General features: G+C 63.6%; 15 protein-coding genes. 9 read left to right on the plus strand and 6 right to left on the minus strand.

What is annotated here, in order from left to right:
- Positions 1 to 624 precede the first annotated feature (624 nt).
- Positions 625 to 870: a GlsB/YeaQ/YmgE family stress response membrane protein gene (locus GVL61_RS04940; protein WP_159977599.1), complete on the plus strand. Its 246-nt coding sequence runs from the start codon at positions 625 to 627 to the stop codon at positions 868 to 870.
- A 63-nt stretch (positions 871 to 933) separates the two neighbouring features.
- Here the strand turns inward: GVL61_RS04940 and nadB are convergent, their stop codons facing one another.
- Positions 934 to 2,538 carry an L-aspartate oxidase gene (nadB, locus tag GVL61_RS04945; protein WP_159977601.1) on the minus strand — a complete coding sequence of 535 codons (1,605 nt, stop codon included), beginning with the start codon at positions 2,536 to 2,538 and terminating at the stop codon, positions 934 to 936.
- A gap of 711 nt (positions 2,539 to 3,249) precedes the next feature.
- A complete protein-coding gene (locus GVL61_RS04950; protein ID WP_159977603.1) occupies positions 3,250 to 4,200 on the minus strand; it encodes an ABC transporter ATP-binding protein in 951 nt (316 codons plus the stop codon).
- 144 nt (positions 4,201 to 4,344) lie between these two features.
- Here GVL61_RS04950 and GVL61_RS04955 point away from each other — a divergent pair, with 144 nt between their 5' ends.
- Entirely contained in the window at positions 4,345 to 5,631 is a 1,287-nt protein-coding gene (locus GVL61_RS04955) for a cytochrome P450 (RefSeq protein ID WP_159977605.1), read from the plus strand.
- Between the two features lie 41 nt (positions 5,632 to 5,672).
- Here GVL61_RS04955 and GVL61_RS04960 read toward each other — a convergent pair whose 3' ends face one another.
- Positions 5,673 to 6,128 carry a helix-turn-helix domain-containing protein gene (locus GVL61_RS04960; RefSeq protein WP_159977607.1) on the minus strand — a complete coding sequence of 152 codons (456 nt, stop codon included), beginning with the start codon at positions 6,126 to 6,128 and terminating at the stop codon, positions 5,673 to 5,675.
- A 93-nt stretch (positions 6,129 to 6,221) separates the two neighbouring features.
- Here GVL61_RS04960 and GVL61_RS04965 point away from each other — a divergent pair, with 93 nt between their 5' ends.
- The 6 genes from GVL61_RS04965 (at position 6,222) to GVL61_RS04990 (ending at position 12,156) form a co-directional block, all read left to right on the plus strand.
- Positions 6,222 to 6,791 carry an FMN-dependent NADH-azoreductase gene (locus tag GVL61_RS04965; RefSeq protein WP_159977609.1) on the plus strand — a complete coding sequence of 190 codons (570 nt, stop codon included), beginning with the start codon at positions 6,222 to 6,224 and terminating at the stop codon, positions 6,789 to 6,791.
- A gap of 87 nt (positions 6,792 to 6,878) precedes the next feature.
- On the plus strand, positions 6,879 to 7,073 hold the full coding sequence (locus tag GVL61_RS04970) for a zinc-finger domain-containing protein (protein ID WP_043978924.1): 195 nt from the start codon (positions 6,879 to 6,881) through the stop codon (positions 7,071 to 7,073).
- A gap of 103 nt (positions 7,074 to 7,176) precedes the next feature.
- Positions 7,177 to 8,595 carry a metalloprotease TldD gene (gene tldD / locus GVL61_RS04975; protein ID WP_159977611.1) on the plus strand — a complete coding sequence of 473 codons (1,419 nt, stop codon included), beginning with the start codon at positions 7,177 to 7,179 and terminating at the stop codon, positions 8,593 to 8,595.
- Between the two features lie 83 nt (positions 8,596 to 8,678).
- Positions 8,679 to 9,089, plus strand: a complete 411-nt coding sequence (locus GVL61_RS04980) for a hypothetical protein (RefSeq protein ID WP_159977613.1) — start codon at positions 8,679 to 8,681, stop codon at positions 9,087 to 9,089.
- Positions 9,090 to 9,416: 327 nt separating this feature from the next.
- Complete coding sequence (locus GVL61_RS04985) at positions 9,417 to 11,672, plus strand: TonB-dependent receptor (RefSeq protein WP_159977615.1); 2,256 nt, start codon at positions 9,417 to 9,419, stop codon at positions 11,670 to 11,672.
- A 76-nt stretch (positions 11,673 to 11,748) separates the two neighbouring features.
- Positions 11,749 to 12,156: a DoxX family protein gene (locus GVL61_RS04990; protein WP_159977617.1), complete on the plus strand. Its 408-nt coding sequence runs from the start codon at positions 11,749 to 11,751 to the stop codon at positions 12,154 to 12,156.
- Between the two features lie 6 nt (positions 12,157 to 12,162).
- Here the strand turns inward: GVL61_RS04990 and GVL61_RS04995 are convergent, their stop codons facing one another.
- The 3 genes from GVL61_RS04995 to guaA all read right to left on the minus strand — a co-directional run bounded on the left by GVL61_RS04995 (position 12,163) and on the right by guaA (position 15,549).
- Positions 12,163 to 13,311, minus strand: a complete 1,149-nt coding sequence (locus GVL61_RS04995) for a VacJ family lipoprotein (RefSeq protein WP_200844669.1) — start codon at positions 13,309 to 13,311, stop codon at positions 12,163 to 12,165.
- Positions 13,312 to 13,573: 262 nt separating this feature from the next.
- Entirely contained in the window at positions 13,574 to 13,999 is a 426-nt protein-coding gene (locus tag GVL61_RS05000; protein WP_159977619.1) for a GNAT family acetyltransferase, read from the minus strand.
- Entirely contained in the window at positions 13,990 to 15,549 is a 1,560-nt protein-coding gene (gene guaA, locus GVL61_RS05005; protein WP_159977621.1) for a glutamine-hydrolyzing GMP synthase, read from the minus strand. The genes GVL61_RS05000 and guaA overlap by 10 nt, the downstream gene beginning before the upstream one ends.
- A 1,166-nt stretch (positions 15,550 to 16,715) precedes the next feature.
- Between guaA and gyrB the strand changes: the two genes are divergently transcribed.
- The gene (gene gyrB / locus GVL61_RS05010) at positions 16,716 to 19,271 is read left to right on the plus strand and encodes a DNA topoisomerase (ATP-hydrolyzing) subunit B (protein ID WP_159977623.1); all 2,556 of its coding nucleotides are present in this window, start codon (positions 16,716 to 16,718) and stop codon (positions 19,269 to 19,271) included.
- The last annotated feature ends 80 nt before the right edge of the window (positions 19,272 to 19,351 follow it).

The raw sequence follows: 19,351 nt of genomic DNA on the forward strand, positions 1-19,351 counted from the left end.
CACTACTATTCTCGAACAGTCCGGCTGACTGGAAGCGAGTCGGCGAGCGTCAGGCGCTCGGTCCACCATTTCCAGTACGAATAAAGAACAGAAAAGTCCCTGCCAGGCGGTTCGCGCGCCTTGGTACAAGGGGTATGCCCCAAACCTTCTGGATATCCGGTGCGGGCTTTGCGGCCCAGCATGACATCCCTAGGTATTGAGGCCCCTCGACCGGCGCGACACCACCTATAGTGCCCTTTCCACCGAAAGGTTCAAGAGGGCGTGCGACGACCAGAGCACCGCGACATGGCCGCATTCGCTGCCGGGCACCGGCCGCGACGCGTGGGAAGTCCTCGTGCGGGCATCAACGCAAGAGGCTAAATCACGCTCCGGGCGGGAAAATTTTTCCACATAAATTGCCGACAGGACGAATCCCCCTTGCGACGAACCGAATCAGGGAAACTGGCTGGCTGCCGTCGCCCGGTCAGCACCTTGTCAGGCGTGGGTCACGACGGCGTCATGGGGCTCCGCCGGCCAGTCAACTGCACCGCTAGCAAGCAGGGCGTGCAACCTGACCGTCACTAGGTCATTGTAGGCGCTGGTTGCGAACGCGCTATCGCGGCGCAAGGGGAGTATCAGCCAATCATGTTGAACATCATCGGTGCCATTATCAGCGGTCTCATCGTCGGCTGGCTCGCGCGATTTATCTATTGGGGCCCTGTGCCCATGAGCTGGATCTCGACGATCCTGCTAGGCATCGGCGGCTCGCTGCTCGCCGGCCTCGTCACTAGCCGGGGCAGCAAAGAATTCAGCCGTGGTGGCTGCCTCGCCTCGATACTGGGTGCGATGGCGCTGATTTTCCTGGGCCGCGTGCTCCACATCGGCTTCTGACAACTCGCCGGAGAGCAGGCAGGTCGCCGCAAATCCGGCTATGCCGGATTTGCAACCCGCCGCTCAGGGCACCAGCACGGTGTCCAGCGGTTCGGCATCGATGCCGGGATAGTCGAGGGTATAGTGCAGCCCCCGGCTCTCATGCCGCCTGAGAGCGGAATCGACGATCAGTTCGGCGCTCTGCAGCAGGTTGCGCAGTTCGATCAGGTCGGTCGAGACGCGGAAGTGGCGGTAGTATTCCTCGATCTCGCCGTTCAGCATCTGGATGCGGTGCATGGCCCGCTCCAGTCGCTTGGTCGTGCGCACGATGCCCACGTAGTTCCACATGAAGCGGCGGATTTCGGTCCAGTTCTGCTTGATGACCACTTCCTCGTCGGAATCGGTAACCCGGCTCGCATCCCATGAGCGCACCGCTGGCGGCTCGTCGAAGCTGCCCCACTGCGCCAGGATATCGGCAGCGGCCGCCTCGCCGAAGACGAAGCATTCCAGCAGCGAGTTCGAGGCGAGACGATTGGCGCCGTGCAGTCCGCTTTCGGTGCATTCCCCGGCGGCATAGAGCCCCGGCAGATCGGTACGCCCATCGAGGTCGACCAGCACGCCGCCGCAGGTGTAGTGCTGCGCCGGCACGACCGGGATCGGCTCCTTCGTCATGTTGATGCCCAGTTCCAGCAGCTTCTCGTAGATGTTCGGGAAGTGCTCCTTCACGAACGCCTCGGGCTGGTGGCTGATATCGAGGTGGACATAGTCGAGGCCGAAGCGCTTGATTTCCGAATCGATCGCGCGGGCGACGATGTCGCGCGGGGCCAGTTCCAGCCGCTCGGGATCGTAGAAGGTCATGAAACGCTTGCCGGTGCGCGGGTTGATGAGGTGCCCGCCCTCGCCGCGCACGGCCTCCGTAATCAGGAAGTTCTTGACCTCCAGATTATAAAGGCAGGTCGGGTGAAACTGCATCATCTCCATGTTGGAGACGCGCGCACCCGCACGCCAGGCCATGGCGATGCCGTCACCCGTGGCCCCGCGCGGTGCGGTGCTGAACTGGTAGACGCGGCCCGCTCCGCCCGTCGCCAGCACGGTGGCGCGCGCGGTGAAGGCCTCGACCTGACCGGTCTGCTCGTCGAGGGCATAGACGCCCCAAATCCGGCCCGAGCCCGAATAGCGCATCTCATGCCGTCCGGTGATCAGATCGATGCACGAGCGGCCTGGGAACAGGGTGATGTTGGGATGGGCCTCCGCCGCCTTGAGCAGAGCCTGCTGCACCGCCCAGCCGGTCGCGTCGGCGACGTGGACGATGCGGCGATGCGAATGGCCGCCCTCGCGGGTGAGGTGCAGGCCGTTACCCTCGGTATTGAACGGCACCCCCAACTCGATCAGGCGTTCGATCGCATGGGGCGCCCGCTCGATCACGAACTCCACCGTCTCGCGCCGGTTGAGGCCCGCGCCTGCGATCATGGTGTCGCGCACATGCTCCTCGAACGTATCAGCAGCATCGAGGACGGCAGCGATCCCCCCTTGCGCCCAGGCGGTCGACCCGGTGGCAAGTCCGCCCTTGGCAAGAACCGCGACCTTGACCTTGTCAGCCAGGGCAAGAGCGGCCGTGAGACCTGCGGCGCCGGAACCGATCACGAGCGCGTCGAATGCGTGGGGGGGGAACCCAGATTGCGTTTCCATGACGCCTCCTAGCCCCGCACCAGCCGAAACCGCAACTGTTAGAGCCCCTCCGGGAACCAGGTGAAAACAGGTTTTCCGCGCCATGCTGCGTCTGCGTCATGAAGCACCTGTGCCGAGTTCCGCCCCGGCGCGGCTTTTTCGAAATGGTTACCGCCGGTTGCAACCTATTTTCAATCGAACTCTTGAAGCGGAAATCTATGTGCCATGTTGCGGCGCGCCATATTATTCTGTATCAAATCAAAACTATGACAAGACTCGTAATCGGCAACGATTACTACCCTTGACGACCGTTAAAATTAGTTCAGTCAGCTGTCGCAGCGCACCAAAGGTCCTATAAACGTGGCAATCATGATTCCGTTATGCTTTGCCAATAGGCACGAACCAACGCGTTCCGACGTTAAATGGGATGGTATTGGTTACGTTGGAACTTGTAGAAGTTGCGGAAAAACTATCCGCCGCAAGAAAAAGGGCGTGTGGAAACTTGATGACGCAAAGACTAGCGGCGGCTAAGTGATTTTACATAGCTTTACACTTCTGCCATTTCCTATGGCAAATAGTGGACACAATCCAGCAACAGCAGAATCTCTGCTTCAAGCCTCAATCGCACATCATGAACAAATTTTAATCGCGTTTTGCAATCGAGCTTCTGTTTGAAAACCCGCGTCAAACGGTAACCTGAAACGGAAGCTCCCAGTTCGGGTTCGCCGCGAATCAGGCGTCCGCGCGCGCCTCGCTCGTCAGGCTGACGAACACATCCTCAAGATCCGCCTCGCGCGTCGTCACGTCGACGATCGCAAAGCCCTGCGCCTGCATCGCCGAGAGGATTTCGCCCGCATTGCTGCGGTCCTTGTCGTATGTGATCTCCAGCACGCGCTCCCCCGTCTTCACGCACTTCACGAAGCCGGGATGCGCCGGCAGAGCACCGACGTCGCGATCCATCGTCAACACGATGATCTTCTCACGCGCCATGCCCACCAGTTCGCGGGTGGGCTTGTTGGTGATCAGTTCGCCGTGGTTGATGATGGCGATGCGATCGCATAGCTCCTCGGCCTCCTCGAGGTAGTGCGTGGTCAACACCACCGTGGCGCCTTCGCGGTTGAGTTCGGTGACAAGTTCCCACAACTGGCGGCGCAGTTCCACGTCGACACCGGCCGTCGGCTCGTCGAGGATCAGCACCGGCGGCTGGTGAACCAGCGCCTTGGCAATCAGCAGGCGGCGCTTCATGCCGCCCGACAGCGTGCGCGCATAGGCGTCGCGTTTATCCGCCAGATGCACCGCACGCAGCAGTTCTTCCGAGCGGCGCAGCGCCTTGGTGATGCCGTAGAGGCCCGCCTGGATCTCCAGCACCTCGAAAGGCGTGAAGAAGGGATCAAAGACGATCTCCTGCGGCACGATCCCGATCGAGCGCTTGGCGTTGCGGCTGTCGCGGTCGATGTCGAAGCCCCATATCTCGGCCGAACCTGAGGTCTTCATCACCATGCCCGCGAGGATGTTGATGAGCGTCGACTTACCTGCGCCGTTGGGGCCCAGCAGGCCGAAAATGCCGCCCTCGGGCACGTCGAACGACACCCCCTTGAGCGCCAGCTTGCCCTCTCCGCTGCCGGCGGGGGCGTAGCGCTTGACGAGGTCACGGATGGCGATTGCGGGGGAGGACGTGCTCATAACGCTGCATTTGGGCCCAGAACGCCTCCGCGTAAAGAGCGCGCGAAGCGCCTGGAGTACGTTGACCTGTGTTCCCTATGAGGATATGATACACACTATATCACTAAGTGCAGGTCAAACATGGCCGCACCTCGGGAGAGAACCATGGCCAGCCCAGTTTCCGTAAAAACGCCGCCCGTCGCCGAGAAGGACTATTTCACCGATCGCTCGGTCCTGCTAGACCCTTACGACTATTTCGAGACGATCCGCGTCCACGGCCCAGTCTACCAGATAGGCAGCCGCGAGGACGTGGTGATCGTCACCGGCTTCGCCGAGGCGCTGGAAGTGCTCCTCAACACCCGCGATTTCTCCTCGTGGCTGAACCCCGACCCGCTGACGCCCCTGCCTTTCGCGGTGGAGAGCGATGATATCTCCGCCCTGCTCGCGGCCACGCCCAGCGGCGAGATGGAGCTGATGGTCGCCTATGACGGCGACAAGCATGCTGCCGCGCGCTCGCTGCTCAACCCATTGTTCACACCCTCGCGCCTCAAGGCCAACGAGGCCTTCATGCGCACCTACGCAGACGATCTGGTGCGCGGTGCGGTCACGGCGGGCGGGTGCGAATTGGTGGCCGAGGTGGCGACGCCCTTCGTCACCATGGTCATCGCCGACCTTCTGGGCGTTCCGGCGGACGACCGCGAGGCTTTCCGCCAGCTCATCGATGACGCCCCGCCCCCGGGCAACATGGACGCGCCCGAAAGCCAGAGCATCCACCCTCTGATGGTCATGGCCGGCTACTTCGCCCGCTACATCGCCGAGCGCCGCGCCCTGCCGCAGGACGATGTGATGACCGAGATGGCGAACGCGAAACTCCCCGACGGCTCGACGCCCGACGCGATGGAAGTGGTGAAATCGGCGATGTTTCTCTTCGCCGCCGGGCAGGACACCAGCGCCAAGCTGATCGGCAACGCCCTGCGCCGCCTCTGCGAGGATCAGGCCCTTCAACAGACACTGCGCGAAGATCGCAAGCTGATCGGCCCGTTCCTGGAGGAAGTGCTGCGCATCGAGGGCTCGACCAAAGCGACCTTCCGCATCGCCCGTCGCGCCACCAGCATCGGCGATACGGCGATCCCGGCAGGCAAGCGCGTGGTGATCTCGCTATCGGCTGCCAACCGCGACCCGAGGCGCTGGGAAGCACCCGAGGAATTCCGCCTGGGTCGCCCGCGGATCAGGGAGCATGTGGCCTTCGGACGCGGCGCCCATACCTGCGCCGGAGCCCCGCTCGCCCGGGCCGAAGTGGCGGTCATCCTCGACCGCTTTCTTGAACATACCAGCGCAATCACGCTCGACGAGGCGCACCATGGCCCGGCGGACGCGCGGCGCATTGCCTATGAGCCGAGCTACATCATTCGCGGCCTGGCCGACCTGCATGTAAAGTTCGCGCCCGCCTGAAATCCTCCGTCGCCGCGGATCAGGCCCGGGGCGATGAAATCTCAACCGTCGTGCGCACCGTCGTAGATCTTCCGGCTTCCCTCGATCGTCGTGCCGTTTTCGACGGCCCAGGTGCTCAGCTCCTTCACCGGACCCGACAGCGAACGCCCCAGATCGCTGAGCGCGTATTCGACCCGCACCGGCACGCCCACGTGAACGGTGCGCGCCACCAGTCCGTCGCGCTCCAGGGCGCGCACGGTGCGCGACAGCATCTGCTGCGACACACCCCGGATCGCCCGCTTCAACTCGTTGAAATGCAGGGGCCCGTCGAGCAGCGTCATCACGACCAGCATCGACCACTTGTCCCCCACCCGGCTGAGAATGTCGCCAACGAGGCGGCAGTCCTTGCTGGCAGGGTCGTGCCTGGGCGCAGAGCCAGAAGAAATGGGGCCAGGAGAAACGGTGAGAGGAGAGACGACCGGGGCCTGATCAGCTTCGTCGAGGGTGGTCAGCTTCATGGTACCAGGTCCCCAAAATATGCGCTCTTGGCGCCGCTACCCTGGCAACATAGCTAGACCTGGTCATTTTTCCAGACTGAAGGTTCCTTCATCATGAAGCTTCTCCATCTCGACTCCAGCATCCTCGGCGACAATTCGGCCACCCGCGCCATTTCCGCCGCGATCGTCGGCGCCCTGACCAACGCCGACGCGTCGATCGAAGTCACTTACCGCGACCTCGCGGCCGCGCCGCTGCCCCATCTCACGCTCGACGTGCTGGGCGCGCCCGAGAGCAACGCCGAACTGGCCGAATTCCTCGATACCGACATTCTCGTGATCGGCGCCGGCATGTACAACTTCACGATCCCCACTCAGCTCAAGGCCTGGATCGACCGCGTGGCAATCGCGGGCAAGACCTTCCGCTACACTGCTGAAGGCCCCGAGGGTCTGGCCGGCGACAAGAAGGTCTTCGTCGCCCTCGCCCGCGGCGGCTACTACGGCGAAGGCCAGCCCGCCGCCGCCGTCGAGCACGCTGAAAGCTACCTGCGCGCCGTCCTGGGCTTCATGGGCATCACCAACCCCACCTTCGTGCTGGCAGAGGGCCTCGCCATCGACGCCGACACGCGCGAAAAGGCGGTTGCCGCAGCACTGGCAGAAGCCAGCGCTCTCGCCGTCCCGGCCTGACGGTTCATGCGCCCGGCCGTTCATGCTGACGGTCGGGCGCAATTGCCGTCTGGAAATTCCTTTGAAGCCTTGGTAATCGGCCATTCCATGAACTCGCCCGAAACCGTCTTCACCGATTCCCACCGCGTCTCCTGCGATGGGGCCACCGACATCCCTGGCGGCGCAGCCCTTGGCCATCCGCGCGTGTGGCTGGAAATCGATGAGAAGGGCTATGTCGAATGCGGCTACTGCGACCGCCGCTTCGTGCTCAAGGGCGGCCCCTCGGACCAGCAGGCCGCCTGATCAACTTTTGCTTTGGCGCATTTTCAAAGCCGGCCGGTATTTCCGCCTGACCTGAAAATGCTCTAGCCTTCCCTGCGAGCGACATGCCTCCTATATCGGAGGCATGACCATGACTGATCCGCGCTCGCTCCTCTACGCCCAGCTTTCGCCCGAAGAGGCACAGGCGCTTGCCGCCGAGACGCTGAAGTCCTGCGAGGACGGCGAACTGTTCATGCAGTTCGTCGCCAGCGAGGCCTTCGGCTTCGACGACGGACGGCTCAAGACCGCCGATTATTCGCGTGATGCGGGCTTTGGCCTGCGCGGCGTATCGGGCGAGATGACCGGGTTCGCCCATGCCAACGAGATTTCTCCCGCCGCCATCCGCCGCGCCGGGGAGACGCTCCGGTTGCTGGACCCCGCCAAGGGTCCGCGCGCCCTGCCGCCGGTGCGCACCAACGCCAAGCTCTATACCGATGCCTCCCCGCTCGACCTCGTGGGCTTTGCCGAGAAGGTGCGCCTGCTGGAGGCCATCGACGCAGCGGCGCGCGCACGCGATCCGCGCGTCTCGCAGGTCAGCGCCAGCCTTTCCGGTTCGTGGTCGGTGGTCGAGATCGTCCGGCCCGACGGCTACATCGCCACCGACGTACGCCCGCTGGTGCGCCTCAACGTCTCGATCGTCGCGGAAAGCAACGGACGGCGCGAAACCGGCTCGTTCGGCATGGGCGGCCGCTTCCTCTACGACGACCTGTTCAAGCCCGAGACCTGGAACGAAGGCATCGACATCGCGCTCGCGCAGGCGCTCGTGAACCTTGAAAGCATCGACGCACCCGCCGGTGAATTCCCCGTTCTGTGCGGCCCCGGCTGGCCCGGCGTGCTGCTGCACGAGGCGATCGGCCACGGCCTCGAAGGCGATTTCAACCGCAAGGGCACCTCGGCGTTCTCTGGCCGCATCGGCGAGCGCGTGGCCGCCAGCGGCGTCACCATCGTCGACGATGGCTCGATCCCCGGACGGCGCGGGTCACTAACCATCGACGACGAGGGCACGCCCACGCGCGAAACCGTGCTGATCGAGGACGGCATCCTCAAGGGCTACATGCAGGACCGCCTCAACGCCCGCCTGATGGGCGCCGAGCCCACCGGCAACGGCCGCCGCGAAAACTATGCCCACGCCCCGCAGGTGCGCATGACCAACACCTTCATGAAAAGCGGAAACGACGATCCCGCCGAAATGCTCGCAGGCATGAAGAAGGGTATTTTCGCCAAGAGCTTCGGCGGCGGACAGGTCGACATCGTCTCGGGCAAGTTCGTGTTCTCGTGCACCGAGGCCTACATGGTCGAGAACGGCAAGCTGGGCGCTCCGATCAAGGGCGCGACGCTGATCGGCGACGGACCTTCGGTGCTAACCCGGGTCAAGGCGATTGGCAACGACCTCGAACTGGACCGGGGCGTCGGCGTCTGCGGCAAAGGCGGGCAGAGCGTGCCGGCCGGCGTAGGCCAGCCCTCGCTGCTGATCGACGGATTGACTGTGGGCGGCACCGCCTGAGGCGCTTTTTCCGGTCAGCAACAGTTCAGCCGAATCGTGCCATATATGAGACGACACGGGGTGCGTTGGAAAGGAACAAGGCCATGAAGAAGCTTGCGATCGCCGCGACATTCGCTGTCGGCGCCGCCATGCTTGCCGCTCCTGCCGTCGATGCCCGTACCAAGCTGACCGGGGAGCAACAGCTCGCCAAGATGCTGGATGGGCGCGAAGCCGGCAAGCCGGTGAACTGCATCCCCTACTCGCAGACCCAGAACACGACCGTGATCGACAAGACCGCGATCGTCTACCGGGTCGGCGGCACCCTCTACGTCAACCGGCCGACCAATGCCGACCGGCTCGACAACGACGATATCATGGTGACGAAGCTCTATACGTCGCAGTTGTGCAGACTCGATACCGTGCAACTGCACGATCGCAGCGTCGGCAACATGTGGAACGGCTTCGTCGGCCTTCAGGACTTCGTGCCCTACCGCAAGGCTCCTGCCGCGAACTGACCTTATAGCAGTTTCCTCAAGATGAGGGTCGGAAGCCTGGCTTCCGGCCCTCTTCTTTTGCGCGCGAGACAAGATCGCAGCGGCGATCCCACCTCGCCTCCAGGCATTTAGCACCCGTTTTCGCTGAAATACTCTGCCCCTGAGGGCAACTGGAACCGCCGTTCCAGTAGGCTGCGGCGTACTTGACGGGTGTACAGCCGCCGATAATGTGCAAGATTGAAACGGATGGAGTGCCAAACGGAAGCCCAGCTTCCGATGCGCACATGAAGTCTGAATGGCGACCCGGAAAAATAATATTGCGGCGCCCTGGAGGAGGAAAAGAACACGATGGCATATCGCCCCGAACGTCTGCGGCTGCATGCATGGCTCGCCGCTGCATCGACAAGCACGCTGGCCCTTTCTACCCCGGTCTTCGCGCAGGCTACGCCGCCTGCGGAGGTGCAGGCCGGCGCGCTTGAGGAAATCGTCGTTACCGCCCAGCGCCGCGCAGAAAACCTTCAGGCAGTGCCGATCGCCATCGCCGCCGTCACCGCCGATGCGCTCAGCCGCGCAGGCGTGAACGACACCAACAGCCTGAGCCAGGTCGTGCCTTCCGTGAACTTCCAGCGCTCGGGCGCGAGCGGGCTGTTCTTCGTGCGCGGCGTGGGCACCACCAATGCCTCGGTCGGTGACGAGGGTTCCAACGCATTCTACGTCGACGGCGTCTACATCCCCGACCTTTCGGGCACCGTCACCCAGTTCAACAACATCTCCCGGATCGAGGTGCTGAAAGGCCCGCAAGGCACGCTGTTCGGCCGCAACGCCTTTGGCGGCCTCATCCACATCATCACCAAGGAACCCGGCGACGTCTTCGAAACGCAGGGCGAGGCCGGCTACAGCAACTACCAGACCGTTCAGGGCAAGCTCTACGTCGGCGGCCCGGTAACCGAGAACGTCTCGATGGATCTGGCGCTGACCGGCTACGATCAGAGCAAGGGCTGGGGCCGCAACATCACCCTGAATCGCGACACAAAGAAGATGCGGTATTGGGGCGCCCGCTCCAAGCTGGTCTGGCGCGCCAGCGACGCGGTTAAGGTCACGCTGGCCGGCGACTATTACAAGAATGACGACAACACCGCGATCGCCTGGTCGGTGGATCAGGACTTTCCTGTGCGCGGCCTCACCGGCCCAATCTATTCGGTGGGCAGCTTGGACACCGCAGCGGACCAGTATTCGCTCACCAAACTGAAATCCTGGGGCGTAAGCGCCACTATCGAGGCCGACCTCGGCTTCGCGAACCTGACCAGCATCTCGTCTTTGCGCGACAGCAAGAACAATTCCGACTTCGACGTCGACGCCACGCAGATCCCGTGGCTGCGCATCACCTTCGAATCGGGCTCGCGCGCCTACCAGCAGGAATTGCGCCTCGCTTCGGCCGATACCGACCCACTGAGCTGGCAGATCGGCGCGTTCTACTTGCGCTCGGAAGTCGACAACGCCTCGCGCTTCCGGGGCCTGGCGGCCGGCGGGGTGAACGGCGGCACCTTCATCGACGCGACCCTGAATACCGACAGCTACGCCGCCTTCGGCGAACTCAGCTACAAGCTGACCCCCACCACGCAGGTCATCGGCGGCGTCCGCTACACCAAGGACAAGCGCGTACTGGGCGGCGGGGTCTATCTCGTGGCCAACAACACGCTGGGCGCATTCACTCCGACCAACGACAGCATCGACTACGGCAAGTTCACCTATCGCCTTGCCGTCCGGCAGGAACTGACCGACGATATCAGCCTCTATGCATCTTACAACCGAGGCTTCAAGGCAGGCACCTACTCGCTGCAAAGCCCGACCAATCCACCCGTGCAGCCCCAGTATATCAATGCCTACGAAGCAGGCGTGAAGTCGGAACTGTTCGGCCGCCGCCTACGCCTCAACGCATCGGCCTTCCATTATGACATCTCGAACTACCAGATCCGATCGGCAGCAGCCGGAGCGATCGGTGCGGCGGTGCTGCTCAATGCCGCCTCGGTGAAAGTCGACGGTGTCGATGTCGAGTTCGACGCCGCGCCGATGAAGAACCTGCGCATTTTCGGCGGCTTCACCTGGCTCGATTCGCGCTTCAGTAACTTCGGCAAGCCGGGATCGACCTACCAGGCGCCGTTCATCTACCCCAACCCGGCGGTCTGCAACGCGACCGGCACCGCCGATCCCGGTACTACGACAGGCCCCTACTCGGGCGGCCTCACGACCTGCTTCGGCAATGCCTCGGGCTTTCAGACCCCCGGCGCGCCGGACTTCACGGCAAGCGTGGGCACCAGCCTGACCGTTCCCGTCAACGAAACCGGAGAACTGCGTTTCAGTCTGCTGGGAAGCTACAACAGCGGCTTCCCGTTCGAATCGGACGGTCTGCTGCGCCAGAAGAAGTACGCGCTGCTCAATGGCTCGGTCGCCTACTGGCTCACCGAGAACTGGGGCGTCGAGGTGTGGGGCAAGAACATCACCGGCACCAAATACTTCCAGCAGAAGATCTCGACCGGCCTCGGCGCCACCACCAACCGCGCCGCGCCGGCTACTTACGGGGTGACGATCAAGTTCGACTACTGATCCTCGCGGATCGCAATTCGAAAACCCACCATCGTGCGGCTTCGCGGCCGCACGTTTCTGGAGCATGGTGCGCGCGATGAACCGCCGTACCCCCTCCCGCGCCGTGCTGGCCGTGCTCTATGCGGCCGCCGGCGTGCTCCACCTCGCCCTGCCGGCGCCGTTCGTCGGCATAGTGCCCTCGTGGGTGCCCCTGCCAACACTGGTGGTCGCGCTGACCGGCCTTGCGGAAATCGCGGGAGCGGCCGGACTGCTCCAGCCTCTGTCACCCGCCCTGCGCAGGGCAGCCGGCTGGGGCCTTGCCGCCTATGCGCTATGCGTCTGGCCCGCCAACGTCCAACACATGCTGATCGACATGGCTAAGCCCGCCCATGGTCTGGGACTTGGCTACCACGTCCCGCGCCTGGCGCTGCAGCCGGTGCTGATCTGGTGGCCGCTGTGGTCCGCCGGGATCACCGACTGGCCGTGGCGGCGGCGACCGGCCTGAGATGCTTTACGGCGCCGGGACCGTCTCCGCCGCCGGGGGCAGAGCAGGCGTTCCCGATACCGGCGCCTCCGGCGCGGGCGCGGCCGGGGCCATGCCCGTGGAACTGGGGATGGAAACGGTCGGCCGCGCGGCGTCGCTGCCCTTGGGGGCATTGTCGTTCACATGCGGCGGGATCGTCGGCAGGACCGGATCGGGGATACCCTTTCGCGCCCGGTATTCGGCGCTGTGCAGCGCGTTGACCTCGGCCTGGCGTCGCTTCAGGTAAAAGTCGCGCGTTGCCACGTAAGGATCGGCTGCAGCGCGGCTGGCGGTGATCTGTTCGTCGAACTCGACCCGGTCGTTCAGCGACTTCACCGTGCCCGTGCCGATGGCGTAGACCGGCTTGTTGAATGGGCTGCCGAAGATGGTCGGTACGATGGAAAGGTCCAGCACGCGGCCCACCAGATCGCGCGCCGTCGTCGGGCCCAGCACCGGCAGGAACAGGTAAGGCCCGTTGCCGATGCCGTGATAGCCGAAGGTATTGGCGAACCCGTTCTGGCGATAGGGCAGATGGAAGGGCTTGCGCTTGGCCATATCGAACAGGCCGGCAACGCCGATGGTGCTGTTGATGCCGAAGCGGCCGAGCGTTTCCATTGCCTTGCCCGGCTTGAACTGGAGCAGGTAGTTCACGAAGACGATCGGCTCGGCCAGATTGATGAGCACGTTGCGCAGGCCGTTGCGGACCGGCTTCGGCACAATCTTCTCATAGTTCCCGGCGACCGGCGCAACCACCGCCTTGTCGACGGCAGTAACCGCCTCGAACGTCGCCACGTTGATGGCCGACAGCGGATCGGCGCGGATATGACGGGGACTGGCGTTGACGATGATGACGTTGTCGCCTTCCGCCGGCGCGGAAGCCTCAGCGGGAGTGTCGGCAGGAGCGCCGGCCGGGGGCGGCACGGTTTCTCCGGGCACTTCGGGCGGCGCGGCGGCGGGTTCTTCCTCCGCCTGCGCTCCGACTTCGGACGGCGGCGCGGAAACGAGCACCGGCTGCTCGGCCAGGGCAAGCATCGGCGCATCGCGCACCGCCATATCGCGCACCACCCTGGTGTCACCGTCGTCCTGGGAAGTCGGCCCCGCACTCGCCAGCATGATAGCCAGCGTAATAGTCGACACGCCCAATCCGTACTTTCCTTTTCGTATCCACCCGCTTGCCGCGGCGAATAACCGCGACTTTTGATGCGAGTGCTGTCCCGCGACCCAGGATATCGGGAGTCTCGCCGCCATCCACTGCCCTTGATGACAGCACGGCAAGCGGAATCCCACACCTCAGTTCTGCCATTCGTCGCACGCGGAAACGATAAAGCTCAAGGATAATGTTGAAAGGGCGTGTTCTACCGCCCAGCGCCCGTGGATCACCCGGGCGCAGAGAGCGCGACTACGCGTTGCCGTCGAGCCTGCGCCCGATCGTCACGACGTCCTGAAGGTCATATCCGAGTGCGGCATAAAAGCCGCGCGCATCGGCATTGCCTGTGCGCACCATAAGCTGGATCTTGGGGCAGCCGCGCTGGTCCAGCCAGCGCTCGCTCGCCTGCATCAGCATGCGGCCCAATCCCTCGCCCCGCTGCGAAAGCGATACCGCGAGGTAGTAAACCCAGCCGCGATGGCCGTCGAAACCGACCATCACGCTGCCCGCCAGCCGGCCATCCACTTTCGCCGCCAGCACGGCGGAGGCAGGAGCGGCCAGCGCCAGGTCGAAATCGGCCACGGGATCGTTCCATGGCCGCGTCAGCCCCGCCTCGCGCCACAGGGCCACGACATCGTCGCGGTCCGCAGGCGAAGCAGGGGTAACGGTTACTCCCACTCGATCGTGCCGGGGGGCTTGCTGGTGTAGTCGTAGACCACGCGGTTGATGCCCTTGACCTCGTTGATGATGCGGGTCGCAACCCGGCTCAGGAACGAGGCGTCGAAGGGATAGATGTCGGCGGTCATGCCGTCGGTCGAGGTGACGGCGCGCAGCCCGCAGACATTGTCGTACGTGCGGCTGTCACCCATGACGCCCACGGTCTTGACCGGCAGCAGCACCGCAAATGCCTGCCAGATCGCATCGTAGAGACCCGCATTGCGGATTTCCTCGAGGTAGATCGCATCAGCCTTGCGCAGGATGTCGCAGCGATCGCGGCTGACTTCGCCGGGGATGCGGATGGCAAGGCCCGGTCCCGGGAACGGGTGGCGGCCGACGAAGACGTCCGGCAGGCCCAGTTCACGGCCCAGTGCGCGCACTTCATCCTTGAACAGTTCGCGCAGCGGCTCGACCAGCTTCATGTCCATGCGCTCGGGCAGACCGCCGACGTTGTGGTGGCTCTTGATCGTCACCGAAGGGCCGCCGGTGAAGCTGACCGATTCGATCACGTCGGGGTAGAGCGTGCCCTGTGCCAGGAACTGCGCGCCGCCGATCTTCTTCGCCTCGTCCTCGAAGACGTCGATGAAGGTCTTGCCGATGAACTTGCGCTTGGCTTCCGGGTCGGTGACGCCTTCCAGGCCCTTGAGGAACAAGGTGGAGGCATCAACGTGGACGAGCGGGATGTGGTAGTGGCCGCGGAACAGCGAAACCACCTGCTCGGCTTCACCCATGCGCATCAGGCCATGGTCGACGAAAACGCAGGTGAGCTGGTCGCCGATCGCCTCGTGGATCAGCACCGCCGCAACCGCCGAATCGACGCCGCCGGAAAGGCCGCAGATCACGCGATTGTCGCCAACCTGAGCGCGGATTTCGGCGATCTTGGTCTTGCGGAATTCCGCCATCGTCCAGTCGCCGGACATGCCGCATACGTGGCGCACGAAATTCTTCAGCAGCTTGCCGCCGTCCGGGGTGTGGACCACCTCGGGGTGGAACTGCATGGCGTAGATGCGCTTCTCGTCGTTCGCGATCACCGCGTAAGGCGCGCCGGGGCTGGAAGCGACCGGGCGGAAGCCGGGAGCAAGGGTGGTCACCTTGTCGCCGTGGCTCATCCACACCTGATGCGTCTCGCCGACGTTCCACAATCCGTTGAACAGCGCGCATTCATCGGCGATCTCGATGAACGCACGGCCGAATTCGCCGCCGTCGCCGCCGGTCACTTCGCCGCCGAGCTGATGCATCAGCGACTGCTGGCCGTAGCAGATGCCCAGGATCGGGCGGCCGCTTTCGAGGATCACCTCAGGAATGCGCGGACCGGCCTCGTCGAGGACGGACGCCGGCGAACCTGACAGGATAATACCCGTCGGGTTCATACGCGCGAAGGCTTCTTCGGCGGCGTTGAAGGGGGCGATTTCGGAGTAGACGCCTGCTTCACGCACGCGGCGCGCGATGAGCTGGGTCACCTGGCTGCCGAAGTCGACGATCAGGACGGATTCGGAGGACTGGCTATTCATGGCGGGCCACTAGTCGCGCGCGCGTTTTCTGTCCAGCCCCGGCGATGATCCGCCTCGTTCAACCACACGATTCCCAAGGCAGACGGACGGCATCCCACGGCAGGCGCCCTGCTGCCGATCAGGATGTATTTCGCAAGATGCTTAAAGCCGCCCCGGCCGGGTGTGCCTAAAAATTAGGCATGTCGCCACTCAACCAGCCTCTTTACATTTCGGACAGACGTCATGAACGTGCGAACAAAACTGAGTTGCAGACTTTGCCACTGTATTAAATGTCCTGCAAAATGGCGATTTTGGCGATATCACGATTGAACTCCTTGCAAGCATTCACTGTCATAATTGTGAAATATGCAATCGGACTTGCTGCTTTTGAATTTGCGCAATTTTTGCGCAACCCTATTTGCCGCACTGCAACATGAGCGACCAAAAGCGCCGTGCATGCGATAAAACGATAAAAGTGTTTGCAGGAGCATACCAATGACCATCGTCCACCGGACGTTCGGTTTTGCCGCAGCCCTGGGCGCCAGCGCCCTGGCCTTCGCGCTTACCTTGGCCTGATTTCAGGCACCTGAATTGAAAGCCCTGTGCCGGGCCAGAGATTCAGGTAGGAAACCGATACCCACGAGAAGGGCGGCCTTGCGGCCGCCCTTTTGCGTTTCAGGCCAGGCACGTCAGGCCAATTCAATCAAGCGCCCAGACAGCCCGGTGCATGCGCGGCGCGAAGATATCCTTGCGGTGACCAGCCTCCCAGGCTGCGCGGGACTCCGGATTTCGGTAGGGATTGCTGGAAATCGGCAGCCCTTCCTGGGCCGCCTTGATGCCCCATAGGTGGGCCTGCTGCACTGTCACGGAATGTCGTCTCGCGCTCTCTTCTGGTGGGATTACGTAATCGAAACGCATGCCCCGGCCAAAAGCATCCCTCTCCCCGGCCCATTCGGGACAACCGGCGCCCCAGACGCGGCGGACCGATCCGCGCCCTCCCCCAGACCAAGCGCCCGCAACAGAGCGCAACGAAGCCCGCGCCCACGACCCGACTGGCGATGGCACACATGCCCTCGCACGGCGCCCACGGCGTCCGGCGCAGGCCCTCGCACGCACCCTTGTGGAAAAGACCCGTGCCAGCGCCGGTTTCGCTTGGGTTACGCGGGCGCAAACCCTATATGCTCGGCATGGCTAGCACTGATGATACCCGGCCCGAAAACGGCAAGAACCAGAACGCGTACGGCGCTGACTCGATCAAGGTGCTCAAGGGGCTCGATGCGGTCCGCAAGCGCCCCGGCATGTACATTGGCGATACCGACGACGGTTCGGGCCTGCACCACATGGTGTTCGAGGTTTCCGATAACGCCATCGACGAAGCACTCGCAGGCCACTGCGATCTCGTCCTGATCGAACTCAACGCCGATGGCTCCGTCTCGGTGGAAGACAACGGCCGCGGCATCCCCACCGGCATTCACGCCGAGGAAGGCGTCTCCGCCGCCGAAGTCATCATGACCCAGCTCCACGCGGGCGGTAAGTTCGAGAACACCTCGGATGACAATGCCTATAAGGTGTCGGGCGGCCTGCACGGCGTCGGCGTCTCGGTGGTCAACGCCCTGTCCGAATGGCTGGAACTGAAGATCTGGCGCGACGGTGAGGAACACTGGATGAAGTTCGCGCACGGCGATGCCGTAGCGCCGCTCATCGTGACCGGCCCTGCTCCCAAGGTCGAACAGAACCCTGACGCCCGGGGCTTCAAGAAGGGCACCCGCGTGACCTTCCTCGCCTCGACGGATACGTTCAAGAACGTCCTCGACTTCGATTTCGACAAGCTGGAGCATCGCTACCGCGAACTCGCTTTCCTGAATTCGGGCGTGCGCATTCTCCTGCGCGACAACCGCCATGAGGAAACCAAGGAACACGACCTGTTCTATGAAGGCGGCATCGGCGCCTTCGTGAAGTACCTGGACCGCAACAAGACGCCGCTGCTGGCGGAACCGATCGCGATCTCGTCCGAGCGCGACGGCATCGGCATCGACGTCGCGCTGGAATGGAACGATTCGTACTACGAGAACGTCCTGTGTTTCACCAACAACATCCCGCAGCGTGACGGCGGCACCCACCTCGCCGCTTTCCGCGCCGCGCTGACCCGCACGCTCAACAATTATTCCGAGAAGACCGGCCTCCTCAAGAAGGAGAAGGTCACGCTGACCGGCGACGACATGCGCGAAGGCCTGACCGCGATCGTCTCGGTCAAACTGCCCGATCCCAAGTTCTCGTCGCAGACCAAGGACAAGCTGGTCAGCTCCGAAGTGCGCCAGCCGCTGGAAAGCCTGATGGCCGACCGCATGAACGAGTGGCTTGAGGAAAACCCCGGCCACGCCAAGTCGATCGTTCAGAAGATCATCGACGCCGCAGCGGCCCGCGAAGCCGCAAAGCGCGCCCGCGAACTGACCCGCCGCAAGGGCGCGATGGACATCGCGAGCCTGCCCGGCAAGCTCGCCGACTGCCAGGAGCGCGATCCCAGCAAGTGCGAACTGTTCCTGGTCGAGGGCGATTCCGCAGGCGGCTCCGCCAAGCAGGGCCGTGACCGCAAGACGCAGGCGATCCTGCCGCTCAAGGGCAAGATCCTCAACGTCGAGCGTGCGCGTTTCGATCGGATCATCTCGTCCAAGGAAGTCGGCACGCTGATCCAGGCCATGGGCACGGGCATCCGCGACGATTTCAACCTGGGCAAGCTGCGCTACCACAAGATCGTCATCATGACCGACGCAGACGTCGACGGTGCGCACATCCGCACCCTGCTGCTGACGTTCTTCCATCGCCAGATGCCCGAGATCATCCGCTCGGGGCACTTGTTCATCGCCCAGCCGCCACTGTTCAAGGTCGCCAAGGGCCGCTCGGAAGTCTACCTCAAGGACGCCGCCGCGCTCGATCGCTATCTGGTTGAAGCGGGCACCAATGGCCGTGTACTCGAAACCTCTGGCGGTGCCCGTCTGGGGCGTGACCTCGAAGGACTGGTCGAGCACGCGATCCGCATGCGCAACCTGATGGCCTTCGTCCCGCGCCGCTACGATTCGGTGCTGATCGAGGCGCTGGCCCTTTCGGGTGCCCTCGAAACCGACCTTGGCGCCGAAGAGCGCCGCACCGCCCTGACGGAAACCGCCGCCTGGCTGCAGCGCGGCGACACCGAAGCCCGTTGGAGCGCCGCCCTCACCGAAGACGGCAACGTCGAGATCGAGCGCCTGTGGCGCGGCGTCACCGACCACCACAAGATCGAGGCCAGCTTCCTCACCAGCGCGGAAGGCCGCAAGCTCGCCCGTCTGGCTGCGGAAAATGCCGAGGTTTATTCCGGCAGCGCCCGCTTCGTGCGCGCCACCGCAGTTACGGAAGCCATCGAGCAGGAGGCCGAGACGGCATCCGATGACGAGGCGAACGAACCGGTCGCGATCCGTCTGACCAAGGGCGACGAGGTCATCACCCGTCCAAGCCAGCTCCTCGAACTGGTGCTGGCCACCGGCCGCAAGGGTCTGTCGATCGCCCGCTACAAGGGCCTTGGCGAAATGAACGCCGAGCAGCTTTGGGAAACCACGCTCGACCCTGACAACCGCATCCTGCTGCAGGTGAAGGTGGAAGACGCCGACGTCACCGACGAAATCTTCACCCGACTGATGGGCGACATCGTCGAACCGCGCCGTGACTTCATCCAGGAAAACGCGCTGAACGTCGCCAACCTCGACGTATAACACCACCTGAAATTCGCCGCTGCGTGCTCGCAGCGGCGATTGAGTGTTCGATATCCTCCATCCTCGGATTGCCTTTCGGT

This window comes from Novosphingobium sp. 18050 (assembly GCF_902706195.1).
GTDB lineage: Bacteria > Pseudomonadota > Alphaproteobacteria > Sphingomonadales > Sphingomonadaceae > Novosphingobium.

Excerpts from the sequence above, each read along its gene's own strand:
- GVL61_RS04940 (WP_159977599.1), top strand. The coding sequence starts at position 625 with ATGTTGAACATCATCGGTGCCATTATCAGCGGTCTCATCGTCGGCTGG.
- nadB (WP_159977601.1), bottom strand. The coding sequence starts at position 2,538 with ATGGAAACGCAATCTGGGTTCCCCCCCCACGCATTCGACGCGCTCGTG.
- GVL61_RS04950 (WP_159977603.1), bottom strand. The coding sequence starts at position 4,200 with ATGAGCACGTCCTCCCCCGCAATCGCCATCCGTGACCTCGTCAAGCGC.
- GVL61_RS04955 (WP_159977605.1), top strand. The coding sequence starts at position 4,345 with ATGGCCAGCCCAGTTTCCGTAAAAACGCCGCCCGTCGCCGAGAAGGAC.
- GVL61_RS04960 (WP_159977607.1), bottom strand. The coding sequence starts at position 6,128 with ATGAAGCTGACCACCCTCGACGAAGCTGATCAGGCCCCGGTCGTCTCT.
- GVL61_RS04965 (WP_159977609.1), top strand. The coding sequence starts at position 6,222 with ATGAAGCTTCTCCATCTCGACTCCAGCATCCTCGGCGACAATTCGGCC.
- GVL61_RS04970 (WP_043978924.1), top strand. The coding sequence starts at position 6,879 with ATGAACTCGCCCGAAACCGTCTTCACCGATTCCCACCGCGTCTCCTGC.
- tldD (WP_159977611.1), top strand. The coding sequence starts at position 7,177 with ATGACCATGACTGATCCGCGCTCGCTCCTCTACGCCCAGCTTTCGCCC.
- GVL61_RS04980 (WP_159977613.1), top strand. The coding sequence starts at position 8,679 with ATGAAGAAGCTTGCGATCGCCGCGACATTCGCTGTCGGCGCCGCCATG.
- GVL61_RS04985 (WP_159977615.1), top strand. The coding sequence starts at position 9,417 with ATGGCATATCGCCCCGAACGTCTGCGGCTGCATGCATGGCTCGCCGCT.
- GVL61_RS04990 (WP_159977617.1), top strand. The coding sequence starts at position 11,749 with ATGAACCGCCGTACCCCCTCCCGCGCCGTGCTGGCCGTGCTCTATGCG.
- guaA (WP_159977621.1), bottom strand. The coding sequence starts at position 15,549 with ATGAATAGCCAGTCCTCCGAATCCGTCCTGATCGTCGACTTCGGCAGC.
- gyrB (WP_159977623.1), top strand. The coding sequence starts at position 16,716 with ATGGCTAGCACTGATGATACCCGGCCCGAAAACGGCAAGAACCAGAAC.